Origin of the sequence: Microbacterium sp. NPDC056057 (genome assembly GCF_042266945.1) — a bacterium.
Lineage (GTDB): Bacteria > Actinomycetota > Actinomycetes > Actinomycetales > Microbacteriaceae > Microbacterium > Microbacterium trichothecenolyticum_C.
The window spans coordinates 737897-756114 of sequence record NZ_JBHJWS010000001.1; the positions used below are offsets into that span (position 1 = coordinate 737897).

The 18218-nt window shown below is 69.3% G+C and carries 15 protein-coding genes; 7 read left to right on the forward strand and 8 right to left on the reverse strand.

The genetic code is table 11. The features are described 5' to 3' along the window. Nucleotides 1-60: 60 nt before the first annotated feature. The gene (locus ACFC1K_RS03130) at nt 61-669 is read left to right on the forward strand and encodes a TetR/AcrR family transcriptional regulator C-terminal domain-containing protein (protein ID WP_310286567.1); all 609 of its coding nucleotides are present in this window, start codon (nt 61-63) and stop codon (nt 667-669) included. A gap of 3 nt (nt 670-672) precedes the next feature. Here ACFC1K_RS03130 and ACFC1K_RS03135 read toward each other — a convergent pair whose 3' ends face one another. Beyond that, complete coding sequence (locus tag ACFC1K_RS03135; RefSeq protein ID WP_310286566.1) at nt 673-2070, reverse strand: DUF2252 domain-containing protein; 1398 nt, start codon at nt 2068-2070, stop codon at nt 673-675. Between the two features lie 54 nt (nt 2071-2124). On the opposite strand from ACFC1K_RS03135, the gene ACFC1K_RS03140 reads away from it, so the two are divergent. Both ACFC1K_RS03140 and ACFC1K_RS03145 read left to right on the forward strand, forming a co-directional pair. Then, nucleotides 2125-3219, forward strand: coding sequence for an AI-2E family transporter (locus ACFC1K_RS03140; protein WP_375870389.1), 1095 nt, complete (start codon nt 2125-2127; stop codon nt 3217-3219). 43 nt (nt 3220-3262) lie between these two features. Continuing rightward, nucleotides 3263-4357, forward strand: coding sequence for a DUF998 domain-containing protein (locus ACFC1K_RS03145; RefSeq protein ID WP_375870390.1), 1095 nt, complete (start codon nt 3263-3265; stop codon nt 4355-4357). Here ACFC1K_RS03145 and ACFC1K_RS03150 read toward each other — a convergent pair. Then, nucleotides 4346-5689, reverse strand: a complete 1344-nt coding sequence (locus ACFC1K_RS03150; protein ID WP_375870391.1) for an ion channel protein — start codon at nt 5687-5689, stop codon at nt 4346-4348. The genes ACFC1K_RS03145 and ACFC1K_RS03150 overlap by 12 nt on opposite strands. Nucleotides 5690-5801: 112 nt before the next feature. Here ACFC1K_RS03150 and ACFC1K_RS03155 point away from each other — a divergent pair, with 112 nt between their 5' ends. Further along, on the forward strand, nt 5802-6572 hold the full coding sequence (locus ACFC1K_RS03155; protein WP_375870392.1) for a potassium channel family protein: 771 nt from the start codon (nt 5802-5804) through the stop codon (nt 6570-6572). A 201-nt stretch (nt 6573-6773) separates the two neighbouring features. Here the strand turns inward: ACFC1K_RS03155 and ACFC1K_RS03160 are convergent, their stop codons facing one another. The 3 genes from ACFC1K_RS03160 to ACFC1K_RS03170 are packed head-to-tail and all read right to left on the reverse strand — an operon-like array spanning nt 6774 to nt 7973. After that, nucleotides 6774-7109, reverse strand: a complete 336-nt coding sequence (locus ACFC1K_RS03160) for an SHOCT domain-containing protein (protein WP_310287831.1) — start codon at nt 7107-7109, stop codon at nt 6774-6776. A gap of 29 nt (nt 7110-7138) precedes the next feature. Further along, on the reverse strand, nt 7139-7555 hold the full coding sequence (locus ACFC1K_RS03165) for a DUF6325 family protein (RefSeq protein ID WP_310286560.1): 417 nt from the start codon (nt 7553-7555) through the stop codon (nt 7139-7141). A gap of 25 nt (nt 7556-7580) precedes the next feature. Beyond that, entirely contained in the window at nt 7581-7973 is a 393-nt protein-coding gene (locus tag ACFC1K_RS03170) for an SHOCT domain-containing protein (RefSeq protein WP_310286559.1), read from the reverse strand. Between the two features lie 173 nt (nt 7974-8146). Between ACFC1K_RS03170 and ACFC1K_RS03175 the strand changes: the two genes are divergently transcribed. Continuing rightward, nucleotides 8147-9286 (forward strand): AI-2E family transporter, encoded by a 1140-nt coding sequence (locus tag ACFC1K_RS03175; RefSeq protein ID WP_375870393.1) that lies wholly within the window; start codon nt 8147-8149, stop codon nt 9284-9286. A gap of 225 nt (nt 9287-9511) precedes the next feature. On the opposite strand, the gene ACFC1K_RS03180 is transcribed toward ACFC1K_RS03175, so the two are convergent. Together ACFC1K_RS03180 and cls are read right to left on the reverse strand one after the other, a co-directional pair. Continuing rightward, a complete protein-coding gene (locus tag ACFC1K_RS03180; protein WP_375870394.1) occupies nt 9512-10501 on the reverse strand; it encodes a hypothetical protein in 990 nt (329 codons plus the stop codon). 663 nt (nt 10502-11164) lie between these two features. Then, a complete protein-coding gene (gene cls / locus ACFC1K_RS03185; RefSeq protein WP_310286556.1) occupies nt 11165-12640 on the reverse strand; it encodes a cardiolipin synthase in 1476 nt (491 codons plus the stop codon). Between the two features lie 201 nt (nt 12641-12841). Here cls and ACFC1K_RS03190 point away from each other — a divergent pair, with 201 nt between their 5' ends. Continuing rightward, a complete protein-coding gene (locus ACFC1K_RS03190) occupies nt 12842-14467 on the forward strand; it encodes a SulP family inorganic anion transporter (protein ID WP_375870395.1) in 1626 nt (541 codons plus the stop codon). Nucleotides 14468-14785: 318 nt separating this feature from the next. On the opposite strand, the gene ACFC1K_RS03195 is transcribed toward ACFC1K_RS03190, so the two are convergent. Next, complete coding sequence (locus ACFC1K_RS03195) at nt 14786-17128, reverse strand: arylsulfatase (RefSeq protein ID WP_375870396.1); 2343 nt, start codon at nt 17126-17128, stop codon at nt 14786-14788. A gap of 129 nt (nt 17129-17257) precedes the next feature. On the opposite strand from ACFC1K_RS03195, the gene ACFC1K_RS03200 reads away from it, so the two are divergent. After that, on the forward strand, nt 17258-18193 hold the full coding sequence (locus ACFC1K_RS03200) for an HAD family hydrolase (protein ID WP_375870397.1): 936 nt from the start codon (nt 17258-17260) through the stop codon (nt 18191-18193). The last annotated feature ends 25 nt before the right edge of the window (nt 18194-18218 follow it).

Below are 18218 nucleotides of genomic sequence, written 5' to 3' on the forward strand. Positions count from 1 at the left end.
GGGAAGCCCCGATTTCGGCAGACCCGCCGAAGCTAGGCTGACCGGGATGGAGGGAGACGGATGCCGCGTCCTCGCGTGAACCTGCTGTCGGTCGATCTCATCGCCGACGCCGCGATCGACCTCGCCGACTCCGGCGACACGTTCGGGGTCAACGCCCTCGCCCGCAAGCTCGGGGTCACGCCGTCGTCGCTGTACAACCACGTCGACGGCAAGGACGCCATCATCGAGCTCATGCGCTCACGGCTCGGCGCGAGGTACTTCCCGGAGCCGATCACGGGGGAGTGGGACCAGATCGTCACGGGGACGGTGCGGGGTCTGCGTCACCTGTACGCCGACCACCCGCTGATCGTGCCGCTCATGGTCGGCAAGACGATCACCGATCCGGGCGTCATCGGCAGCTACGACCGGCTCGCCACCGCGCTCGTCGACGCGGGCGTGCCCGACGACGAGGTGCTCGCGATCGTGGCCATCGTCGACGCATACGCGATCGGCTTCGGCCTCGACCTCGCATCGCCCGACGAGATCTGGCAGCCGACGGTGCCGACCGCCACGCTCGGACGACTGATCACGGATGCCGCGCACGGCGCAGAGCGCAGCGACGCCGCCTTCGAGATCGGTCTCGAGATGCTCGTCGCGTCGCTGCGCCTGCGGCTGCAGAGCCGCCGCTGAGCCTCAGCTCGCCGCGTCGACGCCGCGGTGCGTGCGGAACAGCTCCCAGTCCGCGCGCGAGAGGTCCGCGTACGCGTGCGCCCATTCCAGAATCGCTTCACCCGCGACCTTGCCGCCGCCGACGTAGCCCGCCACGGCGGCTGAAGCGGGGGACTGGCCGTGCGCCCGGGCCAGCGTCGCCGCGCACGCGTCGGCGTACCAGAGGAACGCGGAGTCGTCGAGCTCGTCCATGTCGAATCCGCCCTTCTTGTCGCGGAACTGACGGACATAGAAGTCACGCTGGGCGCCGTACGTCGTGCGGCGTACGAAGCCGAGGAAGGGGTCCGACACCGACTGGAGGATGCGCTGCATGCCCACCACGCGGCCGCCGTCGCCGTACTCGTCGATGAACCGCGTGACGACGTCCGGCTGCTCGGCCTTGCCGTACTGGATCAGCACGCTCTTGCCGGCCTCCTTGCCCTGCAGGAGCAGCACGCCGTCATCGCCGTCCTGCATCGAGATCACGAAGCACCGTGTGCCGACGCTGCCCACCCCCACGACGCGCAGGGCGATGTCCGACATGCGGTACTTCTGCAGCAGCGCGCGGATGTCGATGTTCGCCGACTGCACGTACTGGTCGAAGACGCCGAGGACCCGCTCCTCCGACTGAGCGTCGATGTGGGTCATCGTCGGTGGCGCTTCGACGAAGACGACCCTGCCCTCCGCGTCCACCTGCGTCATCTTCTTCGCCGCGCGGGCGCCGGTGCGCTTCTCGGCCTCCTTGATCGCGGAGTCGATGGCGGCGCGGGTGTCGGCGTCCACGGCTCGCTCGGCGGCCATGGCGTCGAAGCGGTCGTAGTAGCGCTTCAGCGGGCTGCGCTTTGCGCCCGTGCCGATCGCACGCGCATAGACGCGCACCGCGTCCAGCGATGCCTCGCGCACCACGGAGTCGGCGCGCCCGGTCGACTGCCCGGCGATGACGATGCTGGTGACCAGGCGCTTCACGTCCCACTCCCACGGCGCCCAGGCGGACTCGTCGAAGTCGTTGAGGTCGAACACGAGGGTGCGCTGCGGCGACGCGTACAGGCCGAAGTTCGACACGTGCGCATCGCCGCAGGACCCGACGCTCACGCCGCTCGACGGTGAACGCGACAGGTCGGCGGCCATCAGCGCGGCCGTCCCGCGGTAGAAGGCGAAGGCGCTCGCGGCCATGCGTTCGGTGCGCACAGGCACGAGCTCGGGGACCCGGTCCGCGTCCTGTGCGTCGAGGATCCCCATCGGGTCGCGGTCGTTCGTCGGCAGCTCGGCGAGCGACTCCCGCGGAGTGTGCTCGCGGGCGGCGCGGCCATCGGCGATGTGGTCGGCGTACGACGGCAGAGGGGCCCACGTGCGGCCGATGGGCGAAGCATCGATCGTAGACATGGGCCCAGTGTGGCACTGCGCGGTGGCCGCCTGGAAGAGCGGTACCCTGACGCCGTGACCCGCGCCGCGCCGCCCGCTCCGCCACCTGCGATCTCGCCGAGCCTTCGCGTGCTCCTCGTGCTCGCCGCCAGCGTGGTCGTGCTCGCCGGCGTGTACTTCGCGAGGAGCCTGATCGGTCCGCTGGCGCTCGCCATCGTCCTCGTCGTGATCTGCGAGCCCGTCCGTCGTCCGCTCGAGCGCCGCGGCTGGCCCCGCTGGGCGGGTACGACCGCTGTCATCCTGCTCGCCTACCTGGTCCTCGCGATCATGGGCGTCCTGCTGTGGGTCGCCGGCGTACAGTTCGCGGGCCTCGTGTCGGACTACCTCGACCAGCTGCGCGGCAGCCTCGACGACTTCCTGGCGTGGCTCCAGTCCGTCGGCCTTGATCAGCAGGCGACGGATGCTGCGGCCTCGGTGCTCGACCCCAAGGCGCTGCTGGGGCTCGTGGGGAGCATCGGCGGCACCGTGATCGGGGTCGTCACGGCCCTCTTCTTCGTGGTCTCGTACATCATCTTCACGGCAGCCGATGCCGCCCGGTACCGCGACGCGGAGCGGGTCTTCGGCGCCGGCCGTCGCCCCGTGCTCGCCCGGATCGGACGCCTCAACACGGGTGTCCGCCGCTACTACGTCGTCAACGCGTCGTTCGGCGCGATCGTCGCGATCATCGACGGCCTGGCGCTCTGGGCCCTCGGCGTGCCCGCGCCGATCGTGTGGGCCGTGCTCGCGTTCGTGACGAACTTCATCCCCAACATCGGATTCGTGCTCGGCCTCATCCCGCCGGCGGTGCTCGCGTTCGTCGTGGGCGGCTGGCCGATGTTCCTCGCGGTCATCGCGATCTACTGCGTCGTCAACGTGGTGCTGCAGGTGCTCGTGCAGCCGAAGTTCGTGAGCGACGCGGTCGACCTCAGCCTCACACTGAGCTTCTTCTCGGTCGTGTTCTGGACGTTCGTGATCGGCCCGCTGGGTGCGATCCTCTCGATCCCGCTGACATTGTTCGTCCGTACGCTGGTGCTCGAGGGCGACCCTGGCTCACTATGGCTGCGGTGGCTGTCCGGAGACCGCACGGCCACACCGGCATCCGCCGCCCGCGAGTCGCTCACCGACTCCTGATCCACCCCTCGCCCGCAGCACCCGAGTCCTCCCGGAGCCCCCGATGACCCAGACTTCGCTCGATCGACCCACTCCCGAGCAGCCCTCCTCGCCTCGCCGCAGCGGGGGAGTCTTCGACGCGTCGAGCGAGCGATCGCTCGAGTCGCTCGCCCTCGGTGTCGGCGCGATCTCGTTCGTCCTCGTCGCCCTGGTCTCCCTGATCGTGTTCCAGTTCCAGGCCGCGCCGATCTCCGGTCCCGGCTCGGTCGGCCAGTTCGCCGCGATCGCCTCCGGCGTCGTCACCTTCCTGGCCGTGATCGCGGGCCGGTTCGTCGTGCATCGTCACGAGGGCGGCCAGCGCCTCCGCGTACTGGACTACGTCGACGTCGCGGCACTCGCCTTCGCGCACGGCGTGATCGCGCTGCTCGGCTGGACGCTGCTCGCCGTGATCCTCGAGCAGGCCTTCATCGGCGCGACGGTCTTCGCGCTGCCGGTGCTGCTCCTCGCGGGTGCCACCGCCGCGATGAGCGGCTACATCGCGTTCTACTCCGCCACGCACATGGACCTGCAGCTGCTCGCGGTCGTGCTCGCCGTGTTCCTGGTGTTCGGCGTCCTCGCCAGCATGCTGACCGCGAGCGACCCGGACTGGTGGAAGGACAACCTGAGCGCCCTCGGCATGTCGTCGAATGTCTCGGCGTTCGCGTTCAACATCACGATCATCGTCGCCGGCTTCCTCGTGACGACGCTCGCCCGCTATTCGACGCGCGGCATCCCGACGGCGAACCCGAAGGGCATCGGCCGCGTGCGCGTGACGCTGATCGTGCTCGGCCTGTTCCTCGGCATGGTCGGCCTCTTCCCGGTCGACAGGTTCTTCGCGCTGCACACCGGCGTCGCGTCGGGCATGGTCGCCGCGTTCGGCGTGCTCGTCATCGCGCTTCCGAAGTGGATCACCGGCATCTCGCGGGCCTTCGTCGTGCTCGGCTGGCTGTTCCTCGGGGTCACCCTGCTGCTGGCGGTGTTCTTCTTCATCGGCTACTACACGCTCACCGCCGTGGAACTCGTGGCCGGCATCCTGGTGTTCACGTGGATCGTGCTGTTCATCCGCAACGCGGCCGCGTTGCAGCAGGACTCGCGGCCGCAGCCGATCTCAGCGCACTGAGCTCGCCGGCTCCCACGGGAGGCGTGCGCCGGGCCGCTCGCGAGCGAGGTCGTCCGGCGTGATCAGCATCTCGCGCGCCCAGGTGACGACGAGCCAGGCGGGCAGCACGATGATGCAGAGCATCGGCAGCACGGTGATGTCGTCCACCAGGGCGACAGCGACGAAGAGCGCGACCCAGCCGTCGCGGGCGATCGCGAGGACCACGCCCAGGATGCCGCACGCGACGGCGAGCGAGAGCGGGAGGCCGGGGATGAGCGCGCCGCCCAGCAGTCCCGCCGCCACGCCGAGGAAGACTGCGGGGAAGATGCGGCCGCCGCGGAATCCCGCGGATGCCGCGACGACGAGCGCCGCCATCTTGACGAGCAGGATGATCGCGAGCTGGCCTGGCGGGTAGGCGCTCGGGTCGGCGAGCAGCTCGGCGCTCTGGTCGAGGCCCTTGAACAGGGTGATCGGTCCGCCGATCGCGCCCAGCAGGCCCAGTACCACGCCGCCCAGCGCAGTGAAGAGCAGTGGATGCCGCAGCGCGTGGAACGCGCGGTGCACCAGCGGGAAGAGATAGATGCCGACGAGGCCGAAGGCGGCCGCCGCACACGCGATCAGCGACCCGGTGAGCAGATCGAACGCTTGCGGGCCGCCGTACGGGTCGAACGGCGACTTCGCTCCGAAACCGCCGCCGAGAAGGTAGGTCGTGACCGAGCCGGCGCCTGCGGCGACAAGCGGGAGGAAGAGCTTGTCCCACAGCGAGCCGCCGATCTTGAACTCGCCGACCATGCCGGTGAAGACGAGTGCCGCGGCGACGGGCGTACCGAACAGCGCACCGATCGTCGCCGAGATGGCCAGCGCGCCGATGAGGGCGGGCGGCACCGCTTTCGACATCCGGGCGATGATGGCGACGGCGAGTGACACATTGATGGCGACGATCGGGTTCTCAGGCCCGAGGCTCACGCCACCTGCGAGGCTCAGCATGACCACCACCGCGAGGCCGGGCAGCACGGACAGCGGCAGAGGGGTGGCCGCGAGCTCGGTCGTGGCCGAGTCCGGCCCGGCGTGCCCCGGCACGAGCCAGACCACGAGCCCGACCGCGATTCCTGTGAAGGTGAGCACGGCGAAGATCCACCACGGAGAATCGGAATCGATCCCCAGGGACTTCGGCAGGTTCGTCCAGAGCCCGGTTTCGAGCTGGTCGGCGATCTGGTTGAGGCCCCAGAGGCTGACGGCCGAGAGCACGCCGATGAGGATCGCCGGGATCGACAGCAGCACCAGCCGGCGGACGGTGAGCTGCGGTCCGGGTGGCGTAGCCGGTGCGGGCGAGGGGGTGGAGGGGCCGGGCATGGGCACACGATATCGGCAGGTCGTCACCATCGCGAGGATCGGAGGCGACACGATCCCGCGCCGTGGGGCGCGTCCACGCCCAGCGCGGAGCGGCATGCGCCATGATTCGGCTGTGGACGAGCACACCTGGCACAAGCGGACCCAGACTCCGCTGATCATCGCGAGTCTCGCGTACCTCGTCGCCTACTCATGGCGGGTGATCGGCGACCTGCACGGACTTGCCTGGACCATCGCCACAGTCGTGGTGCTCGTCACCTGGGCGATGTTCATCGCCGACTATCTGGTGCGTCTGAGCCTCGCCGACAATAAGCGACTGTGGTTCCGCAGGCACCTGCCCGCACTGGCGTTCGCTCTTGTTCCGGTGCTGAGGCTCGTCCGGCTGCTGCGGTTCCTGACGCACATCCCGGGGATGAAGACGACAGCCGGCGGTGTGCTGCGCACGCAGATCCTGGTCTACGGCGTAGGCGCGTCGTTCATCCTGATCTACATCGCGTCGCTGGCCGTGCTCGAGGCCGAGCGCTATGCGCCCGGCGCCGACATCACGACGTTCGACATCGCGATCTGGTGGTCGTGCGTGACGGTCACGACGACCGGCTACGGCGACTACACGCCCGTGACGGGCGCCGGCCGATGGGTCGGCGTCGGGCTCATGTTCGGCGGGGTCGCGCTAGCCGGGGTGATCACGGCGACGCTTGCCTCTTGGGTGCTCGAGCGTGCGGCGCGCGATCACGACGACGAGGAGCCCGCGACGCGCGCTCAGCTGCGCGCGCTGATCGAAAGGCTCGACGCGCCCACCCCGCCGCCCGCGCAGGGCGGTGCGCCGGGGCCGGAGCGCGGACCCGGGCCGCTGGGCGACGGCGGCGACGACCGCCCGGGCGGCTGACCAGCGGCGTTCTCGAGTCGAGCCCGGGCATTTGCGCCGAGACCGGGGACGTGGCCCTCGGTTTCGGCCGGAATCCCTTGCCTCGGCGAGGCGGCGGTGGACCATAGGCATCCCTCGCGCCGGCGGGCGCAGCATCCGTCCCCCTCGCACGCAAGAAGGCCGCGTCCCCGGCGGGGAACGCGGCCTTCTCGACGATGCGTGTCAGGAGAGCAGCTTGGCCTTCGCCGCCGCGAACTCCTCGTCCGACAGGATGCCCTGAGCGTGCAGCTGCGCGAGCTGCGTGATCTTGGCCATCATGTCGTCCTCAGCGGGCGCTGCAGCCGGCGCAGGAGCCTGGGCGGCCTGGGCGTTGGCGACGGCCTGCGCCGCCGCCTGGTCCATGGCCGCCTGCTGAGCCTGGGCCTCGTAGGCCTGCTGCTGCGACTGGTCGTAGTACTTCTGCTGCTGGTGGCGCGCGACGCTGCCCGAGACGGCCGTCGCCGTGCCGGCGACGACAGCGGTGCGGGCGGCCATGCCGATCAGGCCGGGACGGCCCATTCTTCCGAGTGGCATGTGTCTTTCCTCCTTCAGTCCGCGTTCTCGGCGAGGAACGCGTTGACGATCGGTGCCGGGATGCCCTCGCGGGCGATGACCGCGCCACCGGCGTCGTAGAGCGCCGCGGCGAACGACTTCGCCCACAGCAGCTCGATGACGAGGATCGCGGCCGACGAACCCGGCTCGAGGTTCTCGGCCAAGTACAGGATGTCGTCCTGGCCCGCGAGTCCGGCGAGGTCGAGCGCCGGAGCGCCGTCATCGACGGTGTCGGAGAGCTCGAGCACCTCGATCTCGCCCTCGGGCGAGCGGCGGGCGAACACGAGGTCGAGCACGTTCACCGTGCCCGAGGCGACGAGGTCGTCGATCGCCTGGAGCACCGCCGGACCCGGGCGGTCGCCCTCGAAGCCGATCGCGTAGAACTCGATCGGGCCGTAGTCGAAGGTCGTCATGTCTTCTCCTTGTTCCGGTGCCGGCTTACGCCGCCAGCGCCTTGGCCTTGAGGGCGTCGAACTCCGCCTGCGAGATCGCGCCCGAGTCGAGCAGCGACTTGGCCTTCGCGATGTCGTCGGTCGCGCTGGAGCCGCCGGAGCCCGCCGTCTGGCGGATGTAGGCGTCCTGTGCGGCGCGGAGCTCCTGCGCCTGCGCGATCGAGCGCTTCTGCATGCCGTTGCCGCGGGCGATCAGGTAGATCAGCGCGGTGAGGAACGGAACGAAGATCAGGAACAGGATCCAGATCGCCTTCAGCCAGCCGTTGAGCGAGTCGTCGCGGAAAAGGTCGCCGATGATCGAGAACAGCACCATCAGGTACGCGACGAAGACGAAGATCCAGAAGAACCAGAGGATGAAGTCCCAGATGCCGCCACCCATGTCACACCAGCTTTCTCGACGGGACGAGCCGTCGGAATCGAATTGTCGAAGGGCCGACGCTGTCGCGGTCATCCCCTGGCAGAACCGTACTACCTAAACGCGGCAGACGAGCAAGGAAAATCCGTGCCGCGTCGGACTGTTCCCCCGGCGTTCAAAGGCCCCATTATTAGGGCATGACCGACCCCGCCGACCTCGCCTCGTCGTCCGTGTCCGCCGAGCAGGTGGTCGCGGTGGAGCAGGAGCGCCCCCGCCGCTTGGCCAAGGTGCTGGCAGGGCTCGACCATCCGCTCGCGACCGGCTTCCTCGTCACCATCGGCGTGCTGGGCGCGATTCTGCTCGGATCGGCCATCGGGTCGATCTCGACGATCCTCGTCTACATCATCCTGGGCATGTTCCTCGCCATCGGCCTCGACCCGATCGTGCGGATGCTCGAGCGCCACAAGGTCAAGCGCGGCGCCGGCATCGCCATCGTGTTCGGCGGCTTCGCGCTCATCGCGGTGGCGTTCTTCGTCTTCGTCCTGCCGCCGGTCATCGCCCAGATCGTGCAGCTGGTGCAGGCGATCCCGGAACTCGTCGAGAACATCCCGCAGTCCGACTGGTTCGCGCGGCTCGCCCCCGACGCGCAGGTCGCGGTGCTCGGCGCCCTCGAGCAGATCGCCGCGTGGATCTCGGCGCCGTCGACCCTCGCGGCACTGGGCGGCGGTGTGCTGGCGGTCGGCGTCGGCTTCGTCGCGGCGATCTCGGCGAGCTTCGTCGTCATCGCGCTGACCCTGTACTTCCTCGCGTCGCTGACGGCCGCGAAGCGCGCCTTCTACGACCTCGCTCCTGCCCACAGCCGCGTGCGCCTCGCGGACCTCACGGAACGCATCACCGACTCCGTCGGCAGCGCCCTCATCGGGTCGGTCATCCTCTCGTCGATCAACGCGGCCGTGGTGTTCGTGCTCCACGTTGTGATCCAGCTGCCGTTCCCCGCACTCATGGCCGTCATCGCCTTCGTGGTGACGCTGATCCCGCTGTTCGGCTCGGTGATCTTCTGGATCTTCGCGTCGATCATCGCTCTGTTCACGAGCCCCGAGCAGGCGCTGATCTTCTTCGTCGCGTACCTCGTCTACATCCAGATCGAGTCCTACGTCGTGAGCCCGCGCGTCATGAACAAGGCGATCGAGATCCCCGCCGCGCTCGTCCTCATCGGCGCCCTCGCCGGCGGCGCGCTCGCCGGCATCGTCGGCGTCCTGGTCGCCCTGCCCGTGATGGCGTCGATCCTGCTGATCATCCGCGAGGTCGTCGTACCCCGGCAGAACCTCAAGGTCTAGCCGGCTCCCTGCGGGTGGCGGACGGATGCCTCGGGCCGAGGCATCCGTCCGCCCCATGCGTGCGCCCCCGCTGCCCGTTCGCACCGAGACAGGGGATTCCCGCCGATACCGAGGGTGACGTCATCGGGTTCGGCGCAGATCCCTTGGTTCGACGAGGTCGACGCCCGGGGCAGCAGCATCCCTCGCGCGGCCGCTATCCGCGAGACAGGGGATTCCAGCCGAGACTTAGGACCTCCCGCCCGGTTTCGGCGATTCTGCTTTGGGTCGCGGAGCGAACGACCGCGGATTCTGCGCAAGCGTGCGCAGCATCAGCGACTGCCGCGGGTGCGCCGGCACCAGCCCCGTGGCCCGCAGCTTCTTGTCCAGCGGCTCGAACCGCAATGTGTCAGCCCAGTCCCACCGTGCGAAGCCACCCTCGTACCGGCGCAATCGGTCTTCGCGCGTCTTCTCCGCCACGAAGTGTGCCTTCATCGCCTCGGGATCGTCGGCGTCGTACTTGCCGTAGCCGTCGGATTCGCCGATGATCCGCAGACGGCGCCAGTAGAAGTCCGAGCGATCGGTCTCGCCCTCGTAGTGGAACACCTTCTGGAGCAGCGGCGCCTCGTATCCCAGCCATTCGATGACGGCACGGCTCACCGACTCTCCCACCGATTCCGAGACCGGACAGGCACGCGCCTGCACCCAATCGAGTTGACGCACCCCACGGCGATTTCTCTGTGTGCGACCGCGCTCGCTGACATCGATGCTCTCGCCGCGCCTTTCCAGAATCCGGACGGCCGCGTCCACGACAGCGAGCGCAAAAGCCGGCGGAAGCACGCGGGCCAGGTCGACGGCGGTATCGCCGAGCGCTGTCACCTTCATGCCCAGGGCGCCCGTCACATCCCGAGGATCGACGTGACCGTGCACGATCACGTCGCCTTCGGACCACGATCGGCCACCCGCGCTCAGCACATGGATGTGCGTAGGTTCGCCGAAGATCGGCAAACCCTGCAGCACCGCGGCCGACTCGAGACAGAAGACCGGCGACTGCCAGGTGCGGGCCACGGCGAGCACTCGCAGGCGATAGCGCTCCCAGGGGTCGAGGTGGTCCCAGACCTTCTTCCGCACGTAGGCCCCCGCGCGGACGCGATGGAGCTGTCGGTCGCGATCGAGCCGTGCGACGTCGAACGGCTGCTCGCGGGTGAGCAGCAAGGTCGCACCGGGGCTCGCGTTCATCGCTCCAGCCTGCGTGTGCGTGCTGCGCTGCGTGGCGTCTGCCGCCCCGGTTGTGGGCTGTCGACTCGATTGCCCCCGCGCGGACCGCGGGGGAGGAGAGGCGCGCGCCGAGCAGCCGATCGGCGAGGCAGGGGATTCCCACCGAGACCGAAGGCGACGTCCTCGGTCTCGGCGGAAACGCCATGGCTCGACGGTTCAGGGCTCTCCAGCTACTCGAGCGCGGGCGCGCGGGCGGCGCGGCCCGGTGCTCCAGGGAGCGCGGCGGCCACCCGGGGGTTTCGGCGAGACCTGGGGTGACGGCCCCCGGTCTCGGCCGGGATGCCTTGGTTCGCGAATGGGACGATGGGGGGCAGCATCCGTTCGCTCGCGTCCGCTGTCGCCGAGACAGGGGGTTCTCGGCGAGACCGGGGGTGACGGCCCCGGTCTCGGCCGGGATGCCTTGGTTCGCGAATGGGACGGTGGGGGCAGCATCCGCCAGCTCCCGTCCGCTGGCGCCGAGACAGGGGGTTCTCGGCGAGATGCGGGGTGAGGTCCCCGGTTTCGGCAGGGATGCTGTGGTTCGCGAGTAGACGCCGGCAAGCAGCGCGGGAGCGGGGGACGGCGGGCCGCGGAGACACCGGAGGGGACGGATGCCTCGGGCCGAGGCATCCGTCGCCAGGAACGTCAGTTCAGCGCAGAGGTGAGGCGCATCAGGCCGTCGAGGAAGGTCGCCTTGGCGGGCTCGCGGCGCCACTCCTCGAGGGTGAGCTCGCGGCCGGCGTCGCGGTAGGCCTGCTCGACCTCGCGCATGCCGGCGACGAAGGACTCGCCGCGCACCATCAGCGAGACCTCGCTGTTGAGGCTGAAGGAGCGGATGTCCATGTTGCTCGAGCCGATGACGGCGATGTCGTCGTCGATCGAGAAGTGCTTCGAGTGCAGGATGAACGGCTCGGGGTACAGGAAGATGCGCACGCCTGCCTCGAGGAGCACCTGGTAGTACGAGCGCTGCGCGTGCCAGACCATGAACTGGTCGCCGATCTCGGAGACGAACAGCTGCACCTCGAGCCCGCGCTGGCAGGCGCTCGTGATCGCGTAGACCATCGCCTCGTCGGGCACGAAGTACGGGCTCGTCAGGATGACCTTCTCGGTCGCGCCGTAGATGAGCGACAGGAACAGGCGCAGGTTGTTCTCGGTGTCGTAGCCTGGCCCGCTCGGGATGACCTGGCACTGCAGGGCGTCGGGCGCGGTCGAGACGGGAAGCTGTGCGGGCGGCACCTGGGCGGTCTGCGAGAGGTCCTCACCGGTCTCGATGAGCCAGTCCGACAGGAAGACGGTATTGACGGATGCCACGACCGGCCCGGTCAGCCGCGTCATGAGCTCCTGCCACTTGAGGCCGCGCTTGATGTTCTTCGGCGAGTCGTAGTGCCGGGCGATGAGGTTCTGCGAGCCCATGAATGCGACGCGGCCGTCGACCACGACGATCTTGCGGTGGTTGCGCAGGTCGGGGCGCTGGTACTTGCCCTTGAAGGGCTCGACCGGGAGCATCCACGCCCATTTGACCCCGATGCGGTCGAGCTCGGCCAGCATCTTCTTGCTGTCGGCCACCTTCTTCGTCGCGACGTAGTCGGCCAGGAGACGCACCGTGACGCCGCGCGCGACGGCGCGCTCCATCGCGGCGAAGAATCCGCGGGTGGTGTCGTCCCACCCGACGATGAAGAACTCGATGTGGACGAAGTCCTTCGCGGTGTCGACCTCGGCGGCCATCGCGTCGATCGACTCCTGGTAGTGCGGCAGGAGCGTCGCCTCGTTGCCGTCCGAGGCGGGGAGCGCCGTCAGGTTCTGGTTCTGCTGCACCACACGCTGGAACCAGCGCGGCCACGAGGCATCCGTCTCGTCCAGCGCATTCGCGGTCACTCTGCCGCGGATGATCTCGTCGATGCGCGCCTGCTCGGCACGCCGCTTCGCCGGCAGGCGGAAGTTGCCGATGACGAGGTAGAGCACCACGCCGACGCCCGGCAGCACGACGATGAGCAGGATCCACGCCATCGCCGCCGTGGGCTTTCGGCCCCGGGGAATGACGATGAGCGCGGTGATGACGATCGCGGCGTGCACGAGCGCGGCGAGCGACCAGGTCAGGTTGGCGAAGAAACCGGAGTCCACGGGGTAAGTGTGGCACCGCCCACCGCCGCGACGCGTCGTTCACAGCGCGTGATTTCGCGGCGCGTCGCACGCCTCCCGGGCGCGCTCGAGCCGGGGCGCGTTGTCGGATGGATGCTGCGTGCGCGGTGTGTGGCGACGGATCGGCGTGCCCCACGGCCCGGGTGGACCGGTGCGAGTGGCGGGCCTCGCTAGATTCGGCACATGACGACGACCGCACCTGCGCCGCGCCCGCGGTGGCTGTTGCCGACCTTCGCCGCGTACCGGCGCGAGTGGCTGGCGCCCGACATCATCGGGGGCCTCTCGGCGGGCGCCGTCGTCGTGCCCCAGGCGATGGCGTACGCGACGATCGCGAACCTGCCGGTGCAGGTCGGCCTGTACACCTGCATCGTGCCGATGCTCGTGTACGCCCTGCTCGGCGGCAGCCGTGCGATGAGCGTCTCGACCACCTCCACGATCGCGACACTTACCGCGACCACGTTGGTCTCGGCCGGGGTCGCCCGGAGCGCCGACGACGCCCTCGGCTCGCTCATGATGCTGACGCTCCTCGTCGGGGCGATCCTCCTGCTGTGCCGGCTGTTCACGCTCGGCTCGCTCGTGGAGAACATCAGCGGCGCGACGCTGCTCGGCATGAAGATCGGCGTCGGCGCGACGGTGGCGGTCGGGCAGCTGCCCAAGCTCCTGGGCGAGACGTACAACTTCTCGGGTCACGGCTTCATCCGCTCGCTCGTCGCCGTCGGCGAGGCGTTCGGCAGTGTCAACGGGCCCACGGTCGTGCTCTCGGCGGCGTCGATCGCCACGCTGCTCGTGCTCAAGCGCTTCGCGCCCAAGGTGCCCGGGACCCTCATCGTGGTCGTCGGCGGCATCCTCCTCGTCGCGTTCGCCGGCCTGGCCGACGCCGGCGTAGACCTCATCGACCCGGTCCCTTCGGGACTGCCGGTGCCGGGCCTGCCGGACTTCACACACCTGCCGGCGCTCGTGCCGGGCGCGCTGGCCATCGCGGTGATGGCGTTCCTGGAGTCGGCGGCGGTGGCCCGCGGCATCCGTCAGTCCACCGAGCCGCAGATCGACAGCAACCAGGAGCTCTTCGCGACCGGTGCCGCCAACGTCGCCGGTGCGTTCTTCACGACGATGCCCGCGGCGGGCGGCTTCTCGCAGAGCGCCGTCAACCAGAGCGCCGGGGCCAAGACGCAGCTCTCGACCCTCGTGACCGTCGCGCTCGCCGTGCTGGTCGCGCTGTTCCTCGGGCCGGTGCTCAGCCTGCTGCCCGAGGCGACCCTCGCCGCCATGGTGTTCGTCGCGGTGATCGGCCTCATCGACATCCCCGAGCTCATGCGGTGGCGACGCATCAGCCCGCGCGACTTCTGGGTCGCGGTCGCCGTCGCGGTGATCGGCCTGGTCGCCGGGCTTCTCCCCGCCGTGTTCCTCGGCGTCGTCGTGACCCTGGTGATGGTGCTGCGCGAGCTCAACATCCCCAAGGTCGAGGTCGAGGACTCGCGCGGCGACGCGGTGGTCCTGCACGTGATCCGCGCCATGTACACGGCGAACGCGCTCGAGAACGAGCAGGCGATCCTCGCGCTCGCCGCCGACCGGGACGCCGCGGCGGTCGTGCTCGACCTCGAGCGGCAGTACCTCATCACGATCACGGTGCTGGACATGCTCGAGGACCTCGACCGCGAGCTGTCGCAGCGGGGCGTCGTCCTGCACATCGCGGGTCTGCCCGAGACGGCCGCGACGGTCGCGCGTCGAACGCCGTGGTACCAGCGGCTGCAGGCCGCGGGCCGCGTGCACGCGAGCGTCGAGGAGGGGCTGGCGGCGGCATTCGGGTGATCTGCGCCCGGCCGTCTTCGCTGAGCCCGGGTATTTGCGCCGAAACCGAGGGTGAGGTCCCCGATTTCGGCCGAGATCCCTTGGTTCGGCAGACGACGCCGGGCGAAGACAGAGAGCGGATGCCGCAGCCCTGGGCCGCGGCATCCGTGCGCGCTGCTCCCCGGCCTTGCCCGAGGCAGGGGATTTGGGCCGAGACCGAGGGCGACGTTCCCGGTCTCGGCGGAGATCCCTCGGCTGGGCGGGACTCCACGCCGGACCGAACGACAGAGGACGGATGCTGCGACCCGAGGCCGCAGCATCCGTCCTCGTTCGTCCGGGTCAGTCGCGCGCGTAGGCGGCCGCGAGGTGCGCCTCGAGGTCGAGGTACACGTCGTCGGCGATGACGAACACGACCTTGGAGATCTCGCCGCCGGTGAAGTCGAACCCGTAGCCGTACAGCGACGACACCGGGTCGGCGCTGTCGCGGCCGATGGTGAGGCCCTCGCCGCAGAGCGAGAAGTGGCCGAGCACCGTGCGGATCTGCTTCTCGCCGACCTGCTGATCGTCGATGTAGAGCCGCACGGGACCCTTCGGCTCGCGGTAGTCGCCGGTGCCCTCCTTGACGAACTCGACGCCGATGATGTGCTTGCCCGAGGTGGGGGCGGGCGCCGAGACGCGGTCCTCCGGAGGGATCCCGAGGAAGTTGTACACGTAGTGGACCTCGCCGTCCTTGACCACCAGCGCGTGACCGCCGAACCGCGAGCCGTGCGCGAAGATCACGCCCTCGGTGTCGGGAGTGAACTCCACCTCGGCCGCGATCTTGTACGACCCGCCGTGCACGTTCGCCGCCGACCGCTCCGGCACCTCGCTCGTGCCGGGGTAGTAGACGAACTGCCCCGACGGCGGTGCCGGCTGGTGGAACTCCATCGCAACGAAGGTCTCGAAGTCCTTCGGGTTGCCGATGATCTGCAGGTCGTTCAGCGGCAGCACCTTGTTCGCCTTCGCCTCCTCGAGCCAGAGCGCCTTGAGCTCCTCGAGCTTGTCGGGGTGCTCCGCCGCGAGATCGTGCGCTTCCGCGCGGTCGACGTCGGTGTGGAAGAGCTGCCACGTGTCTTCGTCGAAGCGGCTGCGGCCGGCCATGGGCCCGTGCTCGGTCACTGCCTTCCATCCCTCGTGCCAGATTCCCCGGTTGCCGAGCATCTCGTAGTACTGCGTCTGCTTCTGCGTGGGCCCGTCCGCCTCGGCGTCGAAGGAGTAGCGCATCGAAACGCCCGACAGCGGGGTCTGCTCGACACCGTTGTAGGTGTCGGGGAAGGCCACGCCGCACGCCTCGAGGATCGTCGGCACGATGTCGGTGGAGTGGTGATACTGGTGGCGCACCTCGCCCTTCGCCGTGAACCCGGCCGGCCAGTGGATCACCATCGGGTCGCACACGCCGCCCTGGTAGACGTAGCGCTTGAACATCTTGTACGGCGTCGAGAACGCCGCCGCCCACCCGGTGGGGTAGTGGTTGTAGGTGTCGGGCGAGCCGAGCTTGTCGACCAGGCGAAGGTTGTCTTCGAGGCTGTCCGGGTAGCCGCCGAAGACCTTGCCCTCGTTGACCGAACCGTTGGGGCTGCCCTCACCCGAGGCGCCGTTGTCGGCGCAGTAGATGATGAGCGTGTTGTCGAGCTGGCCGGACTCCTCGAGGTAGTCGACGATCCGGCCGACCTGCGCGTCGGTGTACTCGCTGAAGCCGGCGAAGACCTCGGCCATGCGGCTGAACATCGCCTTCTGCTCGTCCGACAGCGTGTCCCATGGGAGTACCTCGTCGGCGTCGCTGAACGTTCCGTCGGGCATGGGGTTCAGCTCGGTCAGCGCGGTGTCGGCCGGAAGGATGCCCCGCTCGACCATCCGCGGGAGCACCCATTCGCGGTAGGCCTCGTAGCCGTCGTCGAACTTGCCCTTGTACTTGTCGATGTACTCCTGCGGGGCGTGGTGCGGGGCGTGGTTGGCGCCGGGGCAGAACCACAGGTACCAGGGCTTGTCGGGCTCGGTCTGCTTGACGTCGCGGATCATCCTGAGGGCCTGATCGGCGAGGTCCTTCGACAGGTGGTAGCCCTGCTCGGGGAGGTAGGGCTGGTCGATGTAGTGGTTGTCTTCGGCCAGCGAGGGGTACCAGTTGTTCGTCTCGCCGCCTACGAAGCCGTAGAAGCGGTCGTAGCCCTGCGCCAGCGGCCAGTTCTTCTTGGACGCGCCGGCGGTCCATTCGTCGATCGGCACGTTGTGGTTCTTGCCGACCCAGAACGTCGACCAGCCGGCATCCCGCAGGACGTGGGCCATCGTCGCATTCGACGGCGGGATGTGCGAGTTGTAACCGGGGAAGCCGGTCGAGGACTCCGAGATCGTCGCGAAGCCGTTGAGGTGGTGGTTGCGACCGGTGAGGAAGGTCGAGCGCGTGGGGGAGCACAGCGCGGTGGTGTGCCACTGCGAATACGTCAGGCCGCCCTCGGCAAGGCGGTCCATCGTCGGCATGTTGATGCGCCCGCCGTACGGCGACCACGCGGCCATCCCGGTGTCGTCGTAGAGCACGACGAGCACGTTGGGTGCGTCCTTCGGGGCCTTGGTCGGCAGGAAGGCATCCCAGTCCGCCACCGAGTCGCGGACGTCGAGTTCGATCTTTCCCTGGAATTCGCGAGCCACAGGGTCTCTCCGTTCTTCACACACGTCACAAAAAAGCAAGGAGGCCCGACGAGGCCTCCCACTTGGCACCCTAGTTGGGACTCCGTGTCTCGCGGAAGGGTCGACACGCATGCCCGCTAGAGTCGCGGCATGAGCGAGCCGCTGCCCTCGTGGCGCGACACGGCGACCCGTGCCGCGATCCTGGAGTTCGTCGCCGCCGTGACCGCCGAGGGAGGCCCGGACTTCGTCCCGCCGGACGCCCGCGTGGCCGTCTTCGACAACGACGGCACGCTGTGGACCGAGAAGCCGATGCCCACGCAGCTGCACTACCTGCTGCAGCAGTGGAAGGCTCAGGCCGCCGCCGATCCGTCGCTCACCGGCCGCCAGCCCTACAAGGCCGCGGCGTCAGGCGACTTCGCGTGGCTGGGCCACGCGGTCGACAAGCACTACACCGGCGACGACTCCGATCTCGGCCTCCTCATCGCGGCCGTGTCGGGATCGAGCGCCGGTGCGAGCGTCGAGGAGTACGAGGCATCCGTCGCCGCGTTCTACCGCGATGCCCGCCACCTGTCGCTCGGGAGCTCGTACGCGCACACCGTGTACCAGCCGATGGTCGAGCTGATCCGCTACCTCGAGGCGCACGGGTTCACCGCCTACATCGTGTCGGGCGGCGACCGCGACTTCATGCGGCCGATGACCCAGGACTACTACGGCATCCCGGCCGAGCGGGTCGTCGGCACCGGCATGGGCCTCGAGTACGACGCCGACGACAACGTCCTGCGGTACACCGCGAAGCTCGCGTTCTTCGACGACGGCCCCGAGAAGCCGGTGCGCATCTGGATGCGCGTCGGGCGGCGCCCGATCCTCGCCGTGGGCAACTCGAACGGCGACATCCCGATGCTGCGGTTCGCGCAGGGCAACCCGCGCAGCCTCGCGCTGCTCGTGCACCACGACGACGACGCCGGGCGCGGCGACGAGCCGTACGACAGGGGCACGGAGCAGGCGCTGGAGGCGGCATCCGTCCACGGCTTCACCGTGGTGAGCGTGCGCGACGACTGGTCCGAGGTCTTCCCGCCGGCGGAGTGAGGGTCAGGCGGCTGCGCCGCGTGCG

Bases quoted from the DNA above. Each gene is read 5' to 3' on its own strand.
- ACFC1K_RS03130 (WP_310286567.1), top strand. From the start codon at position 61: ATGCCGCGTCCTCGCGTGAACCTGCTGTCGGTCGATCTCATCGCCGAC.
- ACFC1K_RS03135 (WP_310286566.1), bottom strand. From the start codon at position 2,070: ATGTCTACGATCGATGCTTCGCCCATCGGCCGCACGTGGGCCCCTCTG.
- ACFC1K_RS03145 (WP_375870390.1), top strand. From the start codon at position 3,263: ATGACCCAGACTTCGCTCGATCGACCCACTCCCGAGCAGCCCTCCTCG.
- ACFC1K_RS03150 (WP_375870391.1), bottom strand. From the start codon at position 5,689: ATGCCCGGCCCCTCCACCCCCTCGCCCGCACCGGCTACGCCACCCGGA.
- ACFC1K_RS03160 (WP_310287831.1), bottom strand. From the start codon at position 7,109: ATGGGCCGTCCCGGCCTGATCGGCATGGCCGCCCGCACCGCTGTCGTC.
- ACFC1K_RS03165 (WP_310286560.1), bottom strand. From the start codon at position 7,555: ATGACGACCTTCGACTACGGCCCGATCGAGTTCTACGCGATCGGCTTC.
- ACFC1K_RS03170 (WP_310286559.1), bottom strand. From the start codon at position 7,973: ATGGGTGGCGGCATCTGGGACTTCATCCTCTGGTTCTTCTGGATCTTC.
- ACFC1K_RS03175 (WP_375870393.1), top strand. From the start codon at position 8,147: ATGACCGACCCCGCCGACCTCGCCTCGTCGTCCGTGTCCGCCGAGCAG.
- ACFC1K_RS03180 (WP_375870394.1), bottom strand. From the start codon at position 10,501: ATGAACGCGAGCCCCGGTGCGACCTTGCTGCTCACCCGCGAGCAGCCG.
- ACFC1K_RS03190 (WP_375870395.1), top strand. From the start codon at position 12,842: ATGACGACGACCGCACCTGCGCCGCGCCCGCGGTGGCTGTTGCCGACC.
- ACFC1K_RS03200 (WP_375870397.1), top strand. From the start codon at position 17,258: ATGAGCGAGCCGCTGCCCTCGTGGCGCGACACGGCGACCCGTGCCGCG.